Annotated in this window: 13 protein-coding genes; 4 read left to right on the top strand and 9 right to left on the bottom strand. The window is 71.5% G+C overall.

Going from position 1 to position 15,193, the window contains the following annotated elements; translation table 11 throughout:
* Window positions 1-696: a winged helix-turn-helix transcriptional regulator gene (locus tag ACFWCK_RS01300; protein WP_378804183.1), complete on the bottom strand. Its 696-nt coding sequence runs from the start codon at window positions 694-696 to the stop codon at window positions 1-3.
* A 94-nt stretch (window positions 697-790) separates the two neighbouring features.
* Between ACFWCK_RS01300 and ACFWCK_RS01295 the strand changes: the two genes are divergently transcribed.
* The gene (locus tag ACFWCK_RS01295) at window positions 791-2,275 is read left to right on the top strand and encodes a DHA2 family efflux MFS transporter permease subunit (RefSeq protein ID WP_378804182.1); all 1,485 of its coding nucleotides are present in this window, start codon (window positions 791-793) and stop codon (window positions 2,273-2,275) included.
* A gap of 91 nt (window positions 2,276-2,366) precedes the next feature.
* On the opposite strand, the gene ACFWCK_RS01290 is transcribed toward ACFWCK_RS01295, so the two are convergent.
* The 4 genes from ACFWCK_RS01290 to ACFWCK_RS01275 form a co-directional block, all read right to left on the bottom strand.
* Complete coding sequence (locus ACFWCK_RS01290) at window positions 2,367-3,539, bottom strand: acyl-CoA dehydrogenase family protein (protein WP_378804181.1); 1,173 nt, start codon at window positions 3,537-3,539, stop codon at window positions 2,367-2,369.
* Window positions 3,536-4,846 (bottom strand): beta-ketoacyl-[acyl-carrier-protein] synthase family protein, encoded by a 1,311-nt coding sequence (locus ACFWCK_RS01285; RefSeq protein WP_378804180.1) that lies wholly within the window; start codon window positions 4,844-4,846, stop codon window positions 3,536-3,538. The genes ACFWCK_RS01290 and ACFWCK_RS01285 overlap by 4 nt, the downstream gene beginning before the upstream one ends.
* On the bottom strand, window positions 4,843-6,444 hold the full coding sequence (locus tag ACFWCK_RS01280; RefSeq protein ID WP_378804179.1) for a class I adenylate-forming enzyme family protein: 1,602 nt from the start codon (window positions 6,442-6,444) through the stop codon (window positions 4,843-4,845). The genes ACFWCK_RS01285 and ACFWCK_RS01280 overlap by 4 nt, the downstream gene beginning before the upstream one ends.
* A gap of 87 nt (window positions 6,445-6,531) precedes the next feature.
* Window positions 6,532-7,113, bottom strand: coding sequence for a TetR/AcrR family transcriptional regulator (locus tag ACFWCK_RS01275; RefSeq protein WP_378804178.1), 582 nt, complete (start codon window positions 7,111-7,113; stop codon window positions 6,532-6,534).
* Between the two features lie 107 nt (window positions 7,114-7,220).
* On the opposite strand from ACFWCK_RS01275, the gene ACFWCK_RS01270 reads away from it, so the two are divergent.
* The 3 genes from ACFWCK_RS01270 to ACFWCK_RS01260 all read left to right on the top strand — a co-directional run bounded on the left by ACFWCK_RS01270 (window position 7,221) and on the right by ACFWCK_RS01260 (window position 9,524).
* Window positions 7,221-8,468 carry an FAD-dependent monooxygenase gene (locus ACFWCK_RS01270; RefSeq protein WP_378804177.1) on the top strand — a complete coding sequence of 416 codons (1,248 nt, stop codon included), beginning with the start codon at window positions 7,221-7,223 and terminating at the stop codon, window positions 8,466-8,468.
* 64 nt (window positions 8,469-8,532) lie between these two features.
* Window positions 8,533-8,895, top strand: a complete 363-nt coding sequence (locus ACFWCK_RS01265; protein ID WP_378804176.1) for a PadR family transcriptional regulator — start codon at window positions 8,533-8,535, stop codon at window positions 8,893-8,895.
* A complete protein-coding gene (locus tag ACFWCK_RS01260; RefSeq protein ID WP_378804175.1) occupies window positions 8,892-9,524 on the top strand; it encodes a hypothetical protein in 633 nt (210 codons plus the stop codon). Before ACFWCK_RS01265 ends, ACFWCK_RS01260 begins: the two co-directional genes overlap by 4 nt.
* 24 nt (window positions 9,525-9,548) lie before the next feature.
* Here the strand turns inward: ACFWCK_RS01260 and ACFWCK_RS01255 are convergent, their stop codons facing one another.
* From ACFWCK_RS01255 to ACFWCK_RS01240, 4 genes are all read right to left on the bottom strand, one after another.
* Window positions 9,549-10,820, bottom strand: coding sequence for an MFS transporter (locus ACFWCK_RS01255; protein WP_378804174.1), 1,272 nt, complete (start codon window positions 10,818-10,820; stop codon window positions 9,549-9,551).
* 143 nt (window positions 10,821-10,963) lie between these two features.
* Window positions 10,964-12,613 (bottom strand): amidohydrolase, encoded by a 1,650-nt coding sequence (locus ACFWCK_RS01250; RefSeq protein ID WP_378804173.1) that lies wholly within the window; start codon window positions 12,611-12,613, stop codon window positions 10,964-10,966.
* A gap of 1 nt (window position 12,614) precedes the next feature.
* The gene (locus tag ACFWCK_RS01245) at window positions 12,615-13,478 is read right to left on the bottom strand and encodes a MoaF C-terminal domain-containing protein (RefSeq protein WP_378804172.1); all 864 of its coding nucleotides are present in this window, start codon (window positions 13,476-13,478) and stop codon (window positions 12,615-12,617) included.
* A 41-nt stretch (window positions 13,479-13,519) separates the two neighbouring features.
* Complete coding sequence (locus ACFWCK_RS01240; RefSeq protein WP_233312558.1) at window positions 13,520-14,965, bottom strand: APC family permease; 1,446 nt, start codon at window positions 14,963-14,965, stop codon at window positions 13,520-13,522.
* Window positions 14,966-15,193 lie beyond the last annotated feature (228 nt).

Raw genomic sequence — 15,193 nt, 5'->3', positions numbered from 1 at the left:
TCAGCCCGCCACAGCCGCAGCGGACTCCGGGGTCGGGATGTTCGCGCTGTACGGGACGTGCAGGGCCTGCGCGAAGCGCTCGAAGAGAGCCGGATCCCCCTGGAGCTGCACGGCTCCCGTGGCGAGCGCGTCGTGCGGACTCAGCGTGCCCGCGAGCAGGTCGCGGATCGCCGGGCCCGCCATGATCTCCAGGTCCGCGTCCTCGAGCAGGCCCGGTTCGGCGACGACTCGGCCGTCGCGCATGACGACGTGCACCTCGATGTCGCCGACGCGCACGTTGTAGGTCGTGTCCCAGACGGCGGGTACGACGCCGTCGCCCGCGGCCACGCGGAGCGCCGCGGTGATCGACGACGTCGTCACGATCTCGCCCTCGCGGGGCGTGCGCATGCCACCCGCGCCCCATCGCGACAGCGCGTCCAGCGCCGGTCCGAGCTCCTGGCCGCGCGGCGTGAGGCCGTAGACGACCGAGCGCTCGCCGCCGGCGGGCGCCGCCCTCTCGACGATGCCCTCGTCCTCGAGCTCCTTCAACCGCGTTGCCAACGTGTTCGTGGGGATGCCGGGCAGTCCGGCGACGAGTTCCGAATAGCGCCGCGGTCCCACGCTGAGATCGCGCAGGATCAGCAGCGTCCAGCGCTGCCCGACGATCTCCGCCGCGCGGGCGAGGCCGCAGAACTGACCGTAGTGCTGGTTCGTCATGAGAATCAGATTATCACTTGACTTCAATATTTGCAGTGTGCTTTATTTTTTGAAGTAACCCGGATTCGGGCTCATCCGCGAGAAGGAGAAGGACATGACCGCCACCATCGCCCCGGCCGAGATCGACGCCTCGCCCGCAGCCGACTCCGCCCTGGCGGCGCGCAACCGCACCGCCCTGCGGCTGCTCCTCGCCGCCGTCTTCGTCGTGTTCCTGAACGAGACGATGATGGCGGTCGCGCTGCCGCGGATCCAGGAGTCGCTGCACATCGACGCGACCCGCGGGCAGTGGCTGACCACGGCCTTCGCCCTCACCATGGCGGTCGTCATCCCGACGACGGGCTGGCTGATGCAGCGGCTGCGCACGCGCACGGTTTTCACGGTCGCGATGTCGAGCTTCGTCGTGGGCACGGTCATCGCCGCACTGTCCCCGGTCTTCGAGATGCTCGTGGTGGGCCGTGTCGTGCAGGCCATGGGCACCGCGGTCATGATGCCGCTCATGATGACCACCGTCATGACGGTCGTCCCCGCCGAGGAGCGAGGCAGGATCATGGGGCGCGTCTCGATCGTCATGTCCGTGGCGCCCGCCGTCGGCCCCATCGTCTCGGGCGCCCTGATCCAGGTGCTGCCGTGGCAGGGGCTCTTCTGGGTGATGCTCCCCATCGCACTCACGATGCTGGCCATCGGGATGCGTCGGATCCCGAACGTCTCGGAGACGCGCGCCGTTCCGCTCGACGCGCTGTCGGTGATCCTCGCCGCCCTCGCGTTCTCCGCTCTCGTGTTCGGCCTCAGCCAGATCGGCGCGACCGCCGTGGGCGAGGCTGCGGTGCAGCCGTGGATCCCGATCGTCCTCGGGCTGGCGGGACTCGGACTCTTCGTCTGGCGTCAGCTGGTGCTGCAGCGCACCGATGCGGCTCTGCTCGATCTGCGGACGTTCCTCTCCCGGGACTTCGCCGTCGCGGTCGCCATGATGACCGCCGGCATGGTGTCGCTGTTCGGTGCCTTCATCGTGCTGCCGCAGTTCGCGCGCTACACGCTGGGCCTCGACCCGCTCTGGGTGGGCGCGATCCTGCTGCCCGGCGGCCTGCTGATGGGACTCGCCGGACCCACCGTCGGGCGCCTGTACGACCGCTTCGGCCCGCGCCCGCTGGTCATCCCGGGATCGATCGGGCTGGCGGCGTCGCTCTGGACACTCGCCTTCGGCCTGGGGGAGCACTCCTCGTGGGTCGTGCTGCTGGGGGCGCACATCGTGCTGATGCTGTCGCTCGCCTTCCTGTTCACGCCGGCGTTCAGCGCCTCGCTCGGTTCGCTCGCGCCCCAGCTGTACTCGCACGGCAGCGCCACGATCGCCACGCTGCAGCAGGTGGCTGGCGCGGCGGGCACGGCGATCTTCGTCGCGCTCTATGCCACCGGGGTGACCGCGACCGGATCCGCGGATCCGGACCTTCCCTCGCCGGCGGCTGCTGCCTCGGGCTCGCACCTCGCGTTCCTCGCGGGCGCGATCCTCTCGCTCGTCGTCATCGCGCTCGCCCTGTGCGTGCGCCGGCCGGTGGTGGTGGTGGTGGAGGCGTCGGAGCACTGAACGGCCGGCACGGCTCCGCGCAGCACGGATCGTCCTTCACGGCGGCCCCGGGGTGATTCACCCCCGGGGTCGCCGTGCTGTCGCGTGCGGGTCAGTCCTCGAGCAGAGCCGCGGCGAACATGGGGCGGGCGGCGTCCGCGCTGGGCGGGTGGAACAGTCCCGCCGCCGCGTCGCGGTACAGCCGGCTCAGTTCATGGCCGTTGTCGAAGCCGGATCCGCTCGTGCACATGAGCGCGGCCTCGGCGGCGCGGCGGGCGGCCGTCGACGCGTTCAGGCGGGCGCTCACCAGGAGCAGCGGCCAGCGCGCGCCATGGTCGAGCAGCTCGTCGAAGTCGCGGCAGTAGGCCTCGAGCTGCGCCGGCACCGCCAGATAGTCGAGGTGCGCATCGGCGAGCCGGGTGCGCGACTCGGGGACCTCCGCGTAGGTCGCTCCGGCCTTGGCGGACCGTCGCTTCTTCAGGCCCGCCGCTCCCAGGTCGAGTGCGCGGCGGGCCACGCCGGCGTAGACGGATCCGATGAGCAGCTGGAAGTTGCTCGTGATCGCGAAGGTGAGCAGGTCCGGCACCCGTCCCACGGCGATGCGACGGTTCACCCGCTCGGGTCGCATGCGCACATCGGTCAGGATCGTCGCGCGGCTCTGCGAGGCCCGCATGCCCATCACGTCCCACTGGTCGGACACCGTGATGCCCTCCGCGCCGCGCTCGAGGAAGCCGTAGACGAGCATCGGGTTCTCCGGATCCGTGTCGTCCCGGCCGTGCGTGATGAGCCGGGTCCAGACGGGGGAGAGCGACGTGAAGATCTTGACGCCGCTGAGGATGTAGCCGCCATCGGGCTGCGGAACGGCCGCCGTCTTCGAGTCCTGCATGACCCAGTCGTTGGACGGCTCGCTGATCCCGAACGCGAAGATCTCGCCGGCCATCGCCTCGGTGAACACGCCGTCGAGGGAGTGATCGCCGCGGTCGGCCAGGGCCTTCGCGACACCGGTGCACATGAGGTGCATGTTGACCGCGAGCGCCGTCGCCGGGGCGGCCGTCGCGAGGCGCTGCTGCAGGTGCGAGACCTCGTCCAGGCTCAGCCCAGGGCCTCCGTGCGCCTCGGGGACGAACAGCAGCAGGTATCCGCGCTCGGTCAGCTCGGCGAGATCCTCGTCGAAGAACCGGTTCTCGAGGTCGTACACGGCGGCGCGCTCGCGGAACCGCTCCAGGAGCTCATCCGGCAGGTACTGCTCGGCGAGCTCGGCGTGGCGGGTGAGACGGTCGGTCATCGTGCCTCCTGTGGGTGGTCGGAGAAGACGGGCGTTTCGAGGACGACGGCGCCGTTGTGGCCGCCGAAGCCGAAAGAGGGGGACAGGACGCGGCGGATCCGTCCGGCGTGGCGCGCCGCGCCGCGCACGATGTCCCAGTCCGCGAACTCGGGGTCGTCGAGGTTGATCGCGGGCGGGATCAGGCCGGTCTGCAGTGTGCGGATCGCGAGGACGGCTTCGACGGCGCCGGACGCGCCGAGCAGGTGTCCTGTGCTCGACTTGGTCGCGGTGATCGGGATCTGTCGGGCACGTGCGCCGAACACGGCCTCGAGCGCCGCGAGCTCTGCCGCGTCGCCGGCCGGAGTGCCCGTGCCGTGGGCGTTGACGTGGTCTATGCCGTGTGCGGCATGCGGATCCAGCCCGGCGTCGGCGAGTGCCGCGGCGACGGCCTGTGCGGCGCCGAGACCCTGCGGATGCGGGGCCGTGGGATGGTGCGCGTCGCTCGACTCGCCGAATCCGGCGAGCACGGCGAGCGGCTCGGCCCGGCGGTCGCGGGCGACGTCCTCGGCCTCGAGCAGCAGGGCTGCGGTGCCCTGGGACATCACGAAGCCGCGGCGCCCGCGGTCGAACGGGCGGCTGGCTGCGGTGGGGTCCGATTCGTACCCGCTGGCGAGCGCACGCAGATTGGCGTTGGCAGCGAGGTTGACCGGATTCAGGCAGTCCTCCATGCCGACCACGAGCACGGCGTCGGCGTACCCGTGCCGGATGCGGCGCAGCCCGTCGCCGAGCGCGATCGCGCTGGACGCGCATGTCGCGGTGATCCCGTGCGCCGCGCCGCGGGCGCCGTATCGCTCGCTGAGCAGCGCCGCTGCGGCATCAGGAGCCCCGTGCACGACCACGCTCAGCGGCACGCCGCGCGGACCGCGGGCGTCGAGCGCGCGGGTGGCGGCCTGCATCGCGTCCACCGGTCCGGATCCGGTCGCCGCGAGGACCGCCGTGCGGGCCGGGTCCCAGGGGAGCGCAGCACCGGCGCGCAACGCGGCGGGGCTGACGCCGGCGTGGTCCAGGGCCTGATCCGCCGCGGCGATCGCCCAGAGCTGGAGCGGGCTCAGGCGCCGGGCGAGCGGCGGGGCCACGATCCCGGTCGCGTCGAATCCGCGGATCCTGCCGCCGATCCGCACGGCCAGATCCCGGAACTCCGGTTCGTCGAGGGCGGTGACGGCGCTGCGCCCCGCGACGACGGCATCCCAGAGGGAGGGGACGTCGAGGCCGCTCGGAGTGATCGCGCCCAGCCCGGTGACGACGACGCGCCGTGCGTCCCCGCTCACAGCCGGATCCCTTCGCCCTGCTCGATGAGCGCGCTCGTCGCCGGGCGTCGGATCTTGCCTCCAGCGGTGCGCGGGATTCGATCGAGCAGGTACCAGCGCCGTGGCACGAACTGCGGGGCCAGCCGCTCGCGCGCCCAGGCCCGGAGGTCGGCCTTGGTCGGGGTGTCGCTCACCGCGTCAGGAGGAGAACTCGTGTTCGGGAGGGCTCCGGGCGTGGATCCATCCTCCCGAGCGAGAGAACTCCTCCCGAGCGGGCGCGGAGCCTCGATCACGAGCGCGACGACACTGCCGAGCCGCGGATCGGGCAGCGCCACAGCGCACACGGTACCGAGCCCTGGCATCGCATCGAACGCGCGCTCCACCTCGGGCAGTGAGACCTTGTGCCCGCCGGTCGCGACGATGTCGCCGGCACGCCCCGCGAGCTGGAGCCGGCCGTGCACCCCGCGCCCCATGTCGTGCACGGTCGCCCAGCCGTCGGATCCGCGCAGCACGGCGTCGGTCGTCGCCGCGAGGTAGCCGTCGGAGCAGGCCGCGGCCCGGATCCAGAGGGTGCCGAGCTCGCCGTCGGGCACGACGTGGCCCTCGTCGTCTCGGATCTCGGCGCCGATGCCGTCGTAGACGTCCAGCAGCGTGCCGTCGCCGCCGCGGCTGTCGCCGATGAACCCGATCTCCGCGGCGCCGTAGTAGCTGATCAGGCGCACGTGCGGCAGCGCCGCGGCGAGGCCGTCGCGGAGCGCTGCGGGCAGGTTCGCGCCGCCGGTGACCACGAGGTCCAGCCCGGCGAAGGCGTGCGGGTCGCGCCGTGCGCCATCGATGAGCACCTGCACCACGGCCGGCACGGCGACGATCCGGGTGATCCCCTCGGCCGCGACGCGTTGCGCCAGGCCTGCGGCATCGAACCGGTCGGCGAGGTGCGCGCCTCCGCCGGTGGCGAGGCACTCGATGACGGCGTACAGCGTGAGGCTGTACGACAGCGGCCCCGGGGCCAGGGTCTCGACGCCGGGCCGCGGTTCGAGGTGCGCGCTCGAGACGGCGACGTTCTCGCGGTACTGGCGTCGGGTCTTCAGGAAGGCCTTCGGATCGCTCGTGGTGCCGGAGGAGAACAGCAGCAGGAACGCCTCGTCGGCCTCGCGCACCGTGGGCGGATCCGCGGGCGCCGCTGTCGCCTCCCGATCGCGGAACTCCGACAGTGAGAGAACGGTGCCGGTCCATCCGGCGTCGCGGAGTGCGGGTGCGAGTGCGGGGTCGTCGCCGATGACGAGCCCGATCCCGGCCGCGACCACGACGTGCACGCGGTGGGAGAGCGGCCAGTTCGGGTCGATCGTGGCGGACACGGCGCGATAGCCGGCGAGTCCTGCGACGATCCGGGCGGCGTGGAAGGCGCTCGACGTGCTGACGGCGGTGATCGGGATCCCGCGGGTCTCCGGCGCCGGAGGCGGTGGGGCGTCCTGTGCACGGTGTGCGGCATCGACGACGGCGAACACGCGACGCGAGTCCTCCACGAGCCCGGCGTAGTCCAGGGCGCCTTCAGGGCCGACGATCGCCGGCTGCGAGGGCTCGTGTGCGGCGGTGAAGAGCACGGTCCTGGTGATCGGCATTCCCCGCCCTCCCCGTGACACATGCGCGCCGGGGTGCGGCCCGGCTCGGCCGATCCAGTCTATGACCAGCCGCGGTCGGCGGGTCGGTCAGGCCTCGGGCGCCCCGTCGTGCAGCAGGGCGACCGCAGACGCCAGGGTGTCGCCGTCGGGGATCCGGCCTTCGGGGCTCAGCAGCCAGAGGATCCCGAGGCCCTGAGACAGCACGAACTCCAGCTGTGCCAGCGCGAGCGCCTGCTCGGGGGTCAGATCGGGGTATGCGGCGGTGAGACCCTCTGCGACGCCGCGGTAGCCCTCATCGACGGCGGCCTGCATGCGGGTCAGCGCCGCCGGATCGCGCATCATGCGCACGGCGTTCTCCATGCTGGCCAGCAGGGTCTCCCGGTTCGCGGCGAACACCTCAGGCATGCCGTTCCACAGCGCGGCGAATCCGGCGAGGCGGGGGAGGTCCTTGGCCTCCAGGATCGCGGCCTCCATGCCGTCGCCGATCCCGGTGCCCAGCGTCTCCAGGAGCGCCTCGGTGACGAGCTGATCCTTCGAGCCGAAGTGGTAGCCGATCGCCGCGAGGCTGACGCCGGCCTCCGTGGCGATGTCGCGGGCGGTGGCGTTCGCGACGCCGCGCTCGACGATGACACGGCGGGCGCCGGCGAGCAGATCCTCACGATTTCCCATGACGACATCCTAGGCGCGTCTTAGACGCTTGTACTAGACATGCGTCTCGGAAGCGTGTAGACATTCGTCTTAGACAAACGTCTAATACTCGAATCGAGGAGAACGCCATGTCCGCACCCCATGTCCTCATCTCCGGCGCCGGCATCGCCGGGATCGCCACGGCGCTGCAGCTCGTCCGCGGCGGGATCCGCACGACGGTCGTCGAGCGGGCGCCGGAAGCCCGCCCGGGTGGGCAGGCCGTCGACCTGCGCGGAGCGAGCCGTGAGGCCGCCGAGCGCATGGGCCTGATGCCCGCGATCCGCGCGCATCAGCTGCACGAGCAGGGGATGCTGTACGTCGACGGCCGAGGGCGCCCCTACGGGCGCATGCCGGTCGAGCTGTTCGACGGGCGCGGTGCGGTGGCCGACGTGGAGATCGCACGCGGGGATCTGAACCGGGTCCTCCTGGATGCGCTCGCCGAGGCGGCGCAGCAGGCCCCGGGTCTGCTGTCCCTGCGGTACGGCGACCGCATCGATGCCCTTGCCCAGGATGCGGCGGGCGTCGAGGTCCGCTTCGCCTCGGGCGCCTCGGAGCGCTTCGACGTCGTGCTCGGCGCCGACGGTGTGCACTCGGCGACGCGGCGCCTGGCGTTCGGGCCGGAGGGGCGGTTCGCCACGCGCCTCGGCGGCTACGCGGCGTTCTTCACGATGCCGACTCCGGCAGGGATCGAGGACGGCTGGTTCTCGATGCGGATCGTGCCGGGCGCGATGCTGGGGATCCGTCCGGACCGGGATCCGGCGACGTCGAAGGCGATGCTCACGCTGCGCGTGGATCACGACCCCGCGCTGCGCGGCGACCGGGCGGCGCAGGAGGTGCTCATCCGTCGCGTGCTGACCGGTGCCGGCTGGCAGGCCCCGGCCGTGCTCGCCGCGATGGGTGGGGCGGAGGACTTCTACTTCGACGAGCTGGCGCGCGTGGACGTGCCGGAGGTCGCGAAGGGGCGTGTGGCGCTCGTGGGTGATGCCGGCTACTGCGGATCGCCGCTCAGCGGGATGGGCACGGCGATGGCGCTCGTCGGCGCGTACGTGCTCGCCGGCGAACTGGTCGGCGCCGGTGCGGAGGAGGCTCCGGCCGCGCTCGCGCGCTACGCGCGGCGGATCGAGCCGTTCATCGCCGACGGCAAGAAGATCCCGTTCGGCAGTCTCGAGCGCGCCGTGCCGACCTCGTGGACGGGCGCGGTGCTGGGCGCACTCACGACCCGTGTGATGCTATCCCGGCCGCTGCGCCCGCTGATGAGGCGCGCCTTCGCGGAGAACGCCACCGACGCGCTGCCGCTGCCGCTGCCCGCGTCGGACGCAGTGCTGGCCGTCGAGTGACAGTGGCGGTGATGGGTCGTCGGGAGCCTTGCTTCGTCTTGCGATGCAAGATAGCTTGTGAAGCATGACAGCGGATGTCGGGTCGCAGATGCGCAAGGGCGTCGTCGAGTACTGCGTGCTCGGCCTGCTCGCGCGCGGCCCGATGTATGGTTGGGAGCTCTCGGAGCGGCTGATCGCCGAGGGCCTCATCGCGAGCATCGGCACGCTCTACCCGCTGCTGTCGCGGCTGCGTCAGAGCGGCTGGGTGCGCACGTTCGAGCGTCCGTCGGGGGCTGGTCCCGTGCGCCGCTACTACGAGCTCACCGATGACGGCGTGCGGCAGCTGGAGCAGTTCCGCGCGTCGTGGAGCCCGTTCGCGCGCAGCGTGGCGGGACTGATCGCAGAGGCCCCGCCGGCGGCGGGGGCGACCGCAGAGGGGGAAGCATGACCGAGGCCGAGGCGCAGAGCCTGCGCGACGACTACCTGGGACGACTCGATGCCGCCATCGCGGATCTGCCGTGGCGGGTCGCGAACGAACTGCGCAGCGGCGTCGCGGAGGAGCTCGACGGGCTCGATGCCGCCGCGATGCGGCTGCGGATCGCGCAGCTCGGGGATCCGGTGCAGATCGCCGCGGCCGCCGAGGAGGAGGCCGGAACCGCGCCGCCCGCGCCGGTCGTGGTCATGGCCCCGGTTCCGTTCGCGAAGCCGCCGATGGTCGACACGAAGTGGTTCGCGATCGTCGGTGCGCTCGTGCTGGGCGCCGGCACCTTCCTCGTCCCGTTCGGCGGATGGATCATCGGAGTGGGCCTCGTGACCTCGAGCCGATTCTGGCGGCGCTGGGAGAAGGCGGTGGCGATCCTGCTTCCGTTCGCGGGGTGGGGGTTGCTCTACGCCGCCGCCCTGGTGTCGAGGCTGATCTGGGTCGAAGCGCCCGCCGGCGGTGGCGCCAGCAATCCGTTGCAGCCCACGGCCTACGACCTGGCGCACTCATCGTTGATCATGGCGATCTTCTTCGTCCCCGTCGGCGCCGCTTGGCTGCTCTGGCGCCTGCGCGGACGCGAGACCCCGCGCCGCTGACGACCGCCGCGGATCCTGACTCGCTCAGGCGCCGGCGGTGCCGTGGTAGCGCATCAGCGCCGGCACGCTGAGCGCCATCACGGCCAGGAACACCAGCAGCAGGCTCGCGCTGATCACCGTGGTGGCGGCGATGCCGATCCCCTGTGCGGCGGCGCCGATGGCCAGGGCCGCGACGGGCTGCGCGCCGATCGCCAGCTCCTGCAGCCCCATGGCACGGCCCTGCAGCGCCGGCGGCGTGGAGGCGAGCATCAGCGTGTTCTGCAGCACGCCGAAGACCGACGAGACGAGCCCTGCCAGCGTGAACACCGCGGCGGCCAGGGGCGTGGTGGGCGCGAGCGCGAACAGGATCCAGCACACCGACATCCCGGCGATCCCGCACACGAACACGGCGCCCTTCCACGGGAAGTCGCCGAGCGCGGCGATCACGAGCGAACCGACGATGCCGCCCAGTCCGAACGCCGTCAGGAGCAGGCCGAGTCCCGCCGCATCGAGCTGCATGCTGTGCGCGAACACCGGCATGAAGCCCTGGTGGATCGACCAGATGAGGAAGTTCGTGGCGACGGTGATGAGCAGCACGGCCAGCACCACGCGCAGGCGCGCGATCGCGAGGAACCCCTCGCCCAGCATCCGCCAGATCGAGGAGTGCGGCACCTCGGGCTGCCGGTAGCCGCTGCTGACATCGCGGAGCGCGATCAAGGAGAGCCCGAACCACAGGGAGCCGATCCACAGCGCGGCCGCCGTGCCGAACGCGCTCACCAACAACCCGCCGATCGCGGGTCCGAGCATGAGGGTCGTATTCATCGCCAGCGCGTTCAGCGCGTTCGCGTTGCTGAGCTGTTCCGCCGGGACCTTGCCGGCGACCAACGCGGCTCGCGCAGGTTGAGAGGGGGAGTGCGCGAGTCCGAGCAGCAGGCCGCCCGCGGTGAGCACGCCGAACGACCCGAGCCCCGCCGTGGTGAGCGCCGCGAGGCCGACGGCCGCGACGATGGCGACGCCGCAGGCGATCATGAGCAGCCGCCGGCGATCCATCCGGTCCGAGATCGCGCCGGAGAGGGGGCCGAGCAGCAGGGGAAGCAGGCGCACCGTGGTGAACGCGGCAACGAGGATCTCGGATCCGGTCTGCTCGAACACCATCCAGCCGAGGATGAAGGTGAGCGTCCACATCCCTCCGAAGAAGGTGACGTTCGAGAGCAGGAGCGCCGAGAACTCGCGGTTGCCGTGCAGAGAAGAGAACGGGCGGAGCAACGCGGCGGCGAGCCGGTTCGGGCGGGCGTCGGGGCGCTCCTCGATGGCCATCCGGTCTCCTGATCGTGCGCGGGCGGGCGCGATCCGGACAGGGCGCGCAATTGGTATACCATTCTACGCCCTGCCGAGCGGGACCGGGAACGCGTCCGCCCCGCCGGGAACGGTCCCGGCGGGGCGGACGCGACGGCGTCGGCTCAGCCGGCCGCGTACACCTCGCGCCCCGCGAACCACGTCGCGAGCACGCGGGCGTCGATGATGGCGTCGGCGGGCCCGGCGATCGCGTCACGGTCCAGCACCACGAAGTCGGCGGACTTGCCCACCTCCAGGGATCCGGTCTCTGCGCCGAGGCCCATCGCGACGGCGGCGTTGCGGGTGAAGACCTGCAGCGCCTCCTCCGCGGTGATCGCCTGCTCGGGCCAGAGGGTGCCGGGCGCGCGGCGCAGCGGATCCGCCCGGGTGACGAGACCCTGGATCCCCTCGAGCGGGTTCGGCGACTCGCTCACGGGCCAGTCGGATCCGCCGGCGACCAGCGCACCGGCGTCGATGAGGGCACGGTTCGGCTGAGAGTGCTCCGCGCGCTCGCCGAGCACCTCGGACAGCATCTGCGGGATGACGCCGGGGAACCAGATGAACGGCGAGATGTCCGCCACGACATCGAGCGCCGCGAGACGGGGGATGTCCGTGTCGGCGAGGAACTGCCCGTGCGCGATCTGGATCGGCGTGGTGAAGCCTTCGGCGCGCAGCCGTTCGGCGACGTCCAGTACGAGTCGGGCGGATCCGTCTCCGGTGCAGTGCACCTTGGCGCCGAGGCCGCGCTCGGCGACCTGCCGCAGCCAGCCGTGGAGCTCGTCGAACGTCATCGTGGTCTCGCCGTGGAAGTGCGCGCCGTGCACGGCGTCGGCGACATACGGCTCCAGGAACGAGGCGGTGCGTGCGGGCGGCACCCCGTCGAGGAAGATCTTCACGAAATCGGGGCGGTGGTGCGCGGTGCGGAACTCCTCGCCGCGTGCGATGAGGGCGGATCCGACGGGGTCGAAACCGAAGATCTCGTCGTTGACGAGCAGGGACGACACCACCCAGGCGTTCAGCTCCCCGTCGCCGTCGAGGTCGGCGAGGGCGCCGAGGATGTCGGTGGAGACGCCGGCGTCCTGGAAGGCGGTGATGCCGTAGCTGTTCGCGAGATGCACACCGTGCGCGGACGCGGCGCGGTGCTGGGCGGCGCTCAGCCCACCGGAGCGGTCGTACGCCTCCTGCACCGGGATGCCGGCCGCTTCGAGAAGCACGCCCGTGGGGGTGCCGTCCTCGGCGTCGAGGATCGTGACGCCGCCGGCCGGGACCGATCCGGGCCCGATGCCGGCGAGTTCGAGGGCACGCGAGCTCGCCCAGCGGTTGTGCCGGGAGTCCTCCGCGATGACGACGGGGCGTCCGCCCGCCGCCTGGTCCAGACGCAGGCGCACGGCCGTGCTCTGCAGCGACGGCAGCAGGGTCGAGGCGACGACGCCGCCGATGATCCACGCGTCCTCCGGCAGCGTGGCGGCCTTCTCGCGCACCCGGTCGAGGATCTCGTCCAGCGTGAGGGATGGCGGCAGGGTGAGCTCGAACAGCTCGGTGCGCCCGGCGAGAGCGTGGTGGTTGTGCACGTCGGCGAAGCCGGGGTAGACCGCGGCCCCGCCGAGCTCGAGCACCCTGGTGCCGTCGCCGCGCAAGGCGTCGACCTCGGCACGCGTGCCGATCGCGGCGATGCGGCCGTCGCGCACGGCGAAGGCTTCGGCGGCCGGATGCGCAGCGTCGAGGGTGCGGATGACGTCGGCGACGACGATGAGTTCGGCGGGGGCGGTCGTCATGTCAGGCCGTCGCCTTCTCGGCGGCGTCCTGTGCGCCGAAGTTCGCCGGCTCGAGCTCGGGCGCGTGGTGGGTCACCGAGATGAGGCGGCCCCAGGCGCCGAACGTGAAGTGCGTGGGCACCTCGCCGGTCTCGTCGAGACCGAACAGCACGCCGTACGAGCGGATCTTGGTGACGTCGCGGTGGTCGGCGATCGTGACCGACGCGCACGGGATGACCTTCTCCCGCCAGGCGAACACGTAGATGCCGGGGCGGACCTCCCACACGCTGTTCTCGTCGGTGTCGGCGAGCCCGCGCTCCGGGCCGGCCAGGCACTGCCAGCTGTACCAGCGCTCGGACAGGTACACGTGCTCGTAGGCGTGCTCGGTGCTGTACACCCATTCCACACGGCGCCCGATCAGCGCGGTCGTCGGGTGCGGCTCCGCTCCGGTCGGCTCGGCGCCGTCGATCGTCGCGGTGCCGAAGTGGTGCACCACACGGGTGCGCCCGGGCTCGAGCGCCGGCAGGATCTCGCTGATGATCGACAGCACGCGCCCTGCGCGCAGGTCGATCACGAGGGAGACCGCCTCGTTCGGCAGGTAGCGGTGATGGAACTGCACGTAGAACAGATCCTCGTCGACCTCGATCGCCTCGTACGCGTCGGTGTCGGTGGCGGCCGCCGTAGGGTCGCCCTCGCCGGGGGTGTAGGCCCAGGTGACCTCGTCGTCGGCGAAGCGGTGCGCGATGCGCGTGCCGTTGGGGGCGGTGAGGTCGATCTGGCGGCCGGACAGGGCGGTGGTGTGCGGCGCCTTGTTGGCGTCGAATCCGGGGGCCAGGCCGTCCAGCGGCAGCCAGGTCGAGGTGTCGGCGGGGTTCATGGTGGTCATGATGCTCCTTGGTGGGTGGTGTGAGGCGGGTCCGGTGGCGATCAGCGCGTGCTGAACTGCTCGAGGTCGGCGGCAAGGCCGTCGTAGACGGCGGGCCTGCTGCGCTTCAGGTACTGCGCGTAGACGATGCCCCCGATCACGGCGAGCACCAGCAGCAGCGGCAGCAGGTTGATCCAGAGCTCCTCGGATCCGGCGACGATGTTGAAGTTGAAGATCGCGAGGACCGAGATCGCCGCGATGCCGAGGAAGCCGATCCCCGGAGCGATGAAGGTGCTCCACCAGCGGGTGTCGTGCTGTCGACGGAAGTACACGACGATCGACAGGGCGGCGAGGCCCTGAAGGATCAGCACGCTGAGCGTGCCGAAGCCGAGCATGGCCGGCACGACCTGCACGATCGGATCCGCACCGGCGACGAAGAAGATCACGGCGACGATCGCCGAGAAGCCTGCCTGCACGATGCCGGCGATCGCCGGCGACCCTCCGGCCCGGGTGCGGGCGAGCGCACGGGGCAGGATGCGGGCGCGGCCGAGCGCGTACAGGTATCGGCTCGCGGAGTTGTGGAAGGCGAGCATCGCGGCGAACAGGCTGACCAGCAGCAGGATCATCATGACCGTGGTGAGCGGGCCGCCGAGGTACTGCTGCGCCAGCATGAAGATCAGGTCGCCCGTGGGCAGGTGCTTGACCGCGACGGCCTGCGCGTCCGGCACGCCGATCGCGCTGACGACCGCCCAGGTCGTGACGCCGAGGATGACGCCGATCGCGATGATCGCGGTGTAGGTGGCGCGCGGGATCGTGCGCAGCGGCTGCTTGGCCTCCTCGCTGAACAGCGCCGTCGCCTCGAAGCCGAGGAAGCCGGTCGCCGCGAGCAGCATGCCGATCGGGAGCGAGCCGGAGAACACCCATTCCGGGCTGAATGCGGCGAAGGAGAACCCCTTCTGCACGAACACCGACACGTCGAAGACGAGCAGCATCGTCGTCTCGAGCACGAGGCAGACGCCGAGCACCTTGGAGGAGAAGTCGACGCCGATGCGCGCGAGCACGAAGCACACGGCGATCGAGAGCAGGCCCCAGAGGATCCAGCTCATGTCGAAGCCCGTGAGCTCCTTGATGATCGACTGCATGAAGAAGCCGCTGGTGCCGATCGTCCCGACCACGAAGAAGTTGTAGCCGAGGGTGGCGATGAGGCCGGCGATCAGCCCGCCGGTGCGGCCGAGGCCCTTCACGACGAAGGCGTAGAAGCCGCCGGCGTTCACGAGCTGCTTGGACATCTGCGCGTATCCGACGGCGAACAGCAGCAGGATCGCGGCGACGAGGAAGAAGGACATCGGCGCGCCGCCGCCGTTGCCCAGCGCGATCGCGAGGGACGCGACGACGACGATGCCCGTGAGCGGGGCGACGGCGGCGAGGACCAGGAAGACGATCCCGGCGACACCGAGGGCTCCCTGCCGCAAGGCGGTGTGGGTCTGTTGGGTTTGTTCAGCGGTCACGTCGGCTCCTTCGCTCGGTGACGGCGCGTTCTTCCGGCCTGGGCGGGCGGGCGCAGCGCGGACGTTGTGCTGCGGGAAGACGGGCATTATCGGACTCTGCCGAGTCTGCCCCTCCCCGGCGCGGCGGGCTTGCCCATGAGTGAAGGACGATGGTGTCAGCGTGCACAGCCGTCGCACGCCCCCTCGATCCGGCTTCGTCGACGGAGCAGGATGGCGGAACGGAGCCGG

Source organism: Microbacterium sp. NPDC060117, from assembly GCF_042729315.1.
Taxonomy (GTDB): Bacteria; Actinomycetota; Actinomycetes; order Actinomycetales; family Microbacteriaceae; genus Microbacterium.
The sequence above is the reverse complement of the archived record's forward strand: the minus strand, read 5'-3'. Positions and strand labels throughout refer to the sequence as shown.

Coding starts and splice junctions, on each gene's coding strand:
- ACFWCK_RS01300 (WP_378804183.1), bottom strand. CDS start 696: ATGACGAACCAGCACTACGGTCAGTTCTGCGGCCTCGCCCGCGCGGCG.
- ACFWCK_RS01295 (WP_378804182.1), top strand. CDS start 791: ATGACCGCCACCATCGCCCCGGCCGAGATCGACGCCTCGCCCGCAGCC.
- ACFWCK_RS01290 (WP_378804181.1), bottom strand. CDS start 3,539: ATGACCGACCGTCTCACCCGCCACGCCGAGCTCGCCGAGCAGTACCTG.
- ACFWCK_RS01280 (WP_378804179.1), bottom strand. CDS start 6,444: ATGCCGATCACCAGGACCGTGCTCTTCACCGCCGCACACGAGCCCTCG.
- ACFWCK_RS01275 (WP_378804178.1), bottom strand. CDS start 7,113: ATGGGAAATCGTGAGGATCTGCTCGCCGGCGCCCGCCGTGTCATCGTC.
- ACFWCK_RS01270 (WP_378804177.1), top strand. CDS start 7,221: ATGTCCGCACCCCATGTCCTCATCTCCGGCGCCGGCATCGCCGGGATC.
- ACFWCK_RS01265 (WP_378804176.1), top strand. CDS start 8,533: ATGACAGCGGATGTCGGGTCGCAGATGCGCAAGGGCGTCGTCGAGTAC.
- ACFWCK_RS01260 (WP_378804175.1), top strand. CDS start 8,892: ATGACCGAGGCCGAGGCGCAGAGCCTGCGCGACGACTACCTGGGACGA.
- ACFWCK_RS01255 (WP_378804174.1), bottom strand. CDS start 10,820: ATGGCCATCGAGGAGCGCCCCGACGCCCGCCCGAACCGGCTCGCCGCC.
- ACFWCK_RS01250 (WP_378804173.1), bottom strand. CDS start 12,613: ATGACGACCGCCCCCGCCGAACTCATCGTCGTCGCCGACGTCATCCGC.
- ACFWCK_RS01245 (WP_378804172.1), bottom strand. CDS start 13,478: ATGACCACCATGAACCCCGCCGACACCTCGACCTGGCTGCCGCTGGAC.